Source organism: Sellimonas catena (assembly GCF_027924685.1).
Classification (GTDB): domain Bacteria; phylum Bacillota; class Clostridia; order Lachnospirales; family Lachnospiraceae; genus Sellimonas; species Sellimonas catena.
Map to the genome: position 1 here is coordinate 1 of NZ_BSBO01000069.1, position 4,941 is coordinate 4,941.

Annotated in this window: 3 protein-coding genes; 1 reads left to right on the forward strand and 2 read right to left on the reverse strand. The window is 45.9% G+C overall.

From position 1 onward, the window contains the following. The coding region (locus Selli1_RS17820) for an IS110 family RNA-guided transposase (RefSeq protein WP_281874414.1) at window positions 1-1,235 on the forward strand (1,235 nt) is incomplete at its 5' end. A 684-nt stretch (window positions 1,236-1,919) separates the two neighbouring features. Here Selli1_RS17820 and Selli1_RS17825 read toward each other — a convergent pair. Both Selli1_RS17825 and Selli1_RS17830 read right to left on the reverse strand, forming a co-directional pair. Next, window positions 1,920-3,932: a DUF6449 domain-containing protein gene (locus tag Selli1_RS17825; RefSeq protein ID WP_281874417.1), complete on the reverse strand. Its 2,013-nt coding sequence runs from the start codon at window positions 3,930-3,932 to the stop codon at window positions 1,920-1,922. Next, complete coding sequence (locus Selli1_RS17830) at window positions 3,907-4,857, reverse strand: ABC transporter ATP-binding protein (protein ID WP_087168892.1); 951 nt, start codon at window positions 4,855-4,857, stop codon at window positions 3,907-3,909. Before Selli1_RS17830 ends, Selli1_RS17825 begins: the two co-directional genes overlap by 26 nt. Between the last annotated feature and the right edge of the window lie 84 nt (window positions 4,858-4,941).

The window sequence follows — 4,941 nt, forward strand, 5'->3', positions numbered from 1 at the left end:
GTGAAACTTTAATTGTTGGAGTTGATGTTGGATCACAAACTCACTTCTGCAGAGCGTTTGACTGGAGGGGATTAGAACTCTCCCGAAGAGTGTTCAAGTTTAGTAACACCGGAATGGGATTCCTTACTTTCCTTCGATGGACAGAGGAACTCATGAATAAAACTGAAATGAAAACTGTTATTGTTGGCTGCGAGCCTACCGGCTGTTACTGGCTTACTTTTCAGAAGTTCTTACAAGACCATGATATCCAGCTCGTAACGGTTAATCCGTTTGCAGTTAACAGAAGCAAGGAACTGGATGATAACAGTCCTGAGAAAAGTGATTTAAAGGATCCAAAGACCATTGCGTTACTTGTGAAGGATGGAAGGTATTCCACTTCTTATCTTCCAAGTGGAGTGTATGCTGAGATTAGAGAGGCTTCTGTCTGCAGAGACCAGCTCATGAAACAGCATGTGCGTCTGTCAAATCAGATACAGGGGTGGCTTCAGAAGTTCTTTCCGGAGTATTTTGAGTGTTATGCTGCTTGGGATTCCACCAGTGGACTTATGCTTTTGAAAGAGGCACCACTGCCACAGGATATTCTTAGAATCGGTGCAGGGGGAATCAATCAGATATGGCGTGATGCAAAGGTGCGTGGGGCAGGTATAAAGAGGGCACAGACCTTGGTAGAAGCAGCACAAAATAGCGTAGGATTGGAAGGCGGTGAGGCTGCAAGGCTTGAGATATGGATACTTATAAATGATTACATTCTGAAAGCGGAACAGCTTAGAAGACTGGATGAATACCTGGAAGAAAAAGTAAAAGAAGTACCAAATGTGGAGAAACTGCTCGCCATTAAAGGAGTAGGGATGAGTACTGTGATTGGCTTTATCGCAGAGGTTGGTGATATCGGACGTTTCACTGATCCCAAACAGATACAGAAGCTTGCAGGATTAGAGATAGTCAAGAAAAGCTCTGGGAAAAAGAAGGGGCAGCCAAGAATCAGTAAGAGGGGCAGGAGAAAACTACGAAGAACCATGTATGAATCAGCACGAGCGCTGATGAATTGGAATCCGGCATTTCAGGATGTTTTCCTTTATTACAGGAACAGACAGAAAAATCCGCTTGGTGGAATGCAGGCCAAGATAGCAGTTGCATGCAAAGCAATCAGGGTATTCTATGTAGTATTACAAACAGGCTGTGACTTTGATGAGGAGAAGTTCCGAAAGGATATCGTCAGGCCGGAAGCAGCCTAATACCAAAAAGCACATACTGTAGCAGATAACGTCCGCCAAGGATTCAATTGGTGCTGGATTACAGGAGTGCTCTCTATCAATGACAAAGCAGAGCGAAGCCGCTAAGACATATTTAATAGGGTATGACCCTGATAAGGAGCAGAAGCGGCATCCCACTATGGGTAGGCTGGACGAAGGAATTTAGGACCCTTGTAGTAGAGGATGATCCTGTTAGACATGAGAGGTTAGCAGCCATAGGGAAGAATGGGACACATAATCGCCTTCATAAAAAGATGACGTTTTATTTTGTGCACCTTTCTGACTGGAAACATACGTGCATTGAATCTGAAATGACACAGTTTTCGCCCATTAATGAATGCTTATCATTGTTTGTAACTTTATAAACCATTGCACAAATGGCTAAAATACAGGCTTTTTTGTGCAAAATAAATAAGAAAGTATAGAGAGGAATCTTTATGATTACATACGATCCTTTTTTGAATATATACCCCCTCGATGACTAGAAGCCAACGCTTTGTGCGATGGCTTCTTCTCCTTTGTTCTATTATGCAGGATTCCCCATTCTTATAATTATAAGGTGTTATGGCTGTTCATCATCAAAAACGACTCTTCCTGGAATTTCCGTTCTTCTTCCATTCTGAAATTCATCTTTCCACTCGGAAGTTCCAAAAGGTACATTCCAGGTCACTCGCTCCTCTTCTGTGCGCAGCTTACATGGAGGATCGAGTTTGTCTCCTCATCAACTACCAAAGCTTCAATCTCAGCAGAATGATCCAGCGGATACAAGAGAGGCTGGATATCCAGTTCCTCCGGTATCAGATTCTGACTGAAAGCTTCCACCTCATCTTCCTTTTCGTAATGCAGCGTATACATGCCGCCGGAAACCGGACCATTGGCACTGGATACAGGATAACTATCCAGCACCTCTATGGAATCCACCTTGTAATCTGCAAGCCTTTTCTCTGTATCAATGCCATATTCTTTGAGGAGATCACATGTCAGCTCAAAGAACGGGTAGACAAACATGTTCGTAATACTTCCGTCTGAGGAAGATCTGATCCTTGTATATCCGCACGGCAGCTCTTCTCCAAGCTGTTCCATCTTAAGTTCTGAGACATCCTGCCGGTACGCGTCAAGGAGAGCTTCTTTCTGATCCCCCGTGATCTGAAGGGCAGTTCCTCTTACACTGTCTTCCCATGTAAAGCGGTCTTCTGATACATCCTCAAGCTTTACTGCTGGATAGGCAATCCGCTTATATTCATCCGTCTCATATACTGATGCGAACATCTCCACCTGTTCTCTGGTCAGCGGATAAGAACGGTAATGGGTGCCGCCGTCCGGCATATAGTAGCAGACTTTTGCACGAGTGCAGGAACTGTCCGCCATACTGCTCTCACCGATGTCTTCCCTGATGATCTCCTGAAGCCACGTAAGCACTGCCGTGCGACCTTCTCCCTTTAGCTGATACCGCCTCAACTGCGCAGCCGTCTCATATTTTTCCTGATTTCCCGACACCTCGGCATAAGTCGAGCAATCCATACCGATCCCATCGATACTGATCCCGATGCTTTCTGCATTTTCCGGAAAGAGGGTGTCATAAGCGGAAGCTCCGGCAGGAAATGCCAGACCTGCTACAATTACAGCCGCTGCAGACAATACAAGCTGCCACTTTCTACGGAAAAACTTCACCTCTGTTCCCTGTACCGCATACTCCAACAGCAAATGTACCGCAAGAGCTATAACCACTCCGCCCACAGTACAGCCGATGATAGAACCGATGCCGACAGACGCCGGATCTAAAAAATCCGACAGAAAACTGCACATCCATAAGCCTGCAAGGAATGATACCAGTATCTGTACTGTCTGTTCTGCCGGCGCCAGAGTAAATATCCGCCCGGTCCTCTCTGTCTTTCTTTTCCTCTGCGCGAGTACGATGAACCCGAAAAGAACCACAATCCACAGGACAGCCGCTGCCACGGAAGAAATCTCCGGTGTAAATGTCAGCACAAACGGTTTTTCAAACACACTCATTCCGGTCAGATCAGCCGTGAGCCGCTCCGGTGACAGGACAGTATATAGCCATTCAAGAAACGGGTTTTTATAATATGTAACAAAATAATTCCGTGATAGCGCAGGGCATATATTCCCTGTCAGTATCGGAAAATATAGGATCATAACCGCACAGACGACTACTGCGGATATAATATTTCCGCAGATCACGGCGCACAGAATCCCTATGTGATAAAAGATCAGAAAGGACACCGCATATACAAAAATACTCTTCAGCGTGTAGCTTCCCGCATACACCCCGAACTGCAGATCAATAGCAGCCTGATAAATCCCGCATACTGCCATTATAAACATCAGAGGTACGATCACATTGAAGAGCCCGTGCACATACCGGCTCCAGAATATGGTTTCCCTGCTGACCGGCAAACTGTAGTAAAAGTCCTGCTGCTTCTGATGGAACAGATAGAAGAACTCAATGAAGGCGGTAAGAAGTCCGAGTCCCATGCAGATCCACCTGAGATCAAGGGCAGTGCCACCGATCCCGAAAAATGTATTTTCTGTGTCAAAACTCAGACGGGTCACGGCAAGGACGCCGTAAAGGATGAGAGTTCCCCACCCCAGAGCTGCCACAAGATGGCCTCTGCCTGCTTCTTTTACCCAGTTAATGAAGCACTTTGCGGATGTCATATCCTTTCACCTCCATCTCTGCGATAAATATTTCCTCTAGACTCATAGGGATCTCATTTAATACAGCAGGATGCTCCTCCTTCAACTTTGCCCTAATCTCCTCTTTATCCCCACGGACAGTCAAAGTGATAAAGCTTCCCTCTGAATGGATACGCACGATATCAAGGGTATTCTCAAGCCTGTCCATAATGTCCTGCAACTTCCCGCAGGATGACCACCCCTCTTCTTCTGTAATCTCGCCTTTATCAGCATTTGTATGAAATGCACACTGAAATTTCCACATATTCTCAGCCTGTACGCGCATATCTCCGGCAGTCACAAGTCCGCCTTTGTGCAAGATCGCGATATTCCCGCAGATATCTTCCAGTTCCTGCAGTCTGTGCGAAGCTACGACTACCGTAAATTTCCGCTCTTTCATCTCCTGCCGGAAGAGATTCTTCATCACTTCCGCCGCGATCGGATCAAGGCCGTCAAACACTTCGTCGCACAGCAGATATTTTGTTCCTGCACAGAGTGCGAGGATTAGGAATGCCTGCCGCTTCATCCCTTTGGAGAATGTACGGATCGGCTGTCTCACATCCAGGTTCAGTGATTCCGCCATGTATGTCACACCCTCTGCATCCATCCCTGGATATTGTCTCTGATAGAATTTCGCCATCTGTTCCATTGTGGCATTCGGAAAATAATATGGCGTGTCCGGCAGATAAAATATCTTCTCCGCCGAAACACTTAATGATTCATCATCTACAAGGATTTCACCAAAATCCGGCTCCAGTATTCCTGAGAGCAGACGGAGCATCGTCGTCTTTCCTGCACCATTCGTCCCGAGAAGGCCGAACATCATTCCTTCCGGAATATCAAGAAAGATATGATCTACAGCCGGTTTCCCATCGAATGTCTTTGTCAGCTCTCTCACGCTTATCATGTAATATCTCCTTGAAACATTTAATATTTTTGTAATAAATTATAACATGCCCTGCTGCTACTGTAAAGCTGACCAGAGACCTCT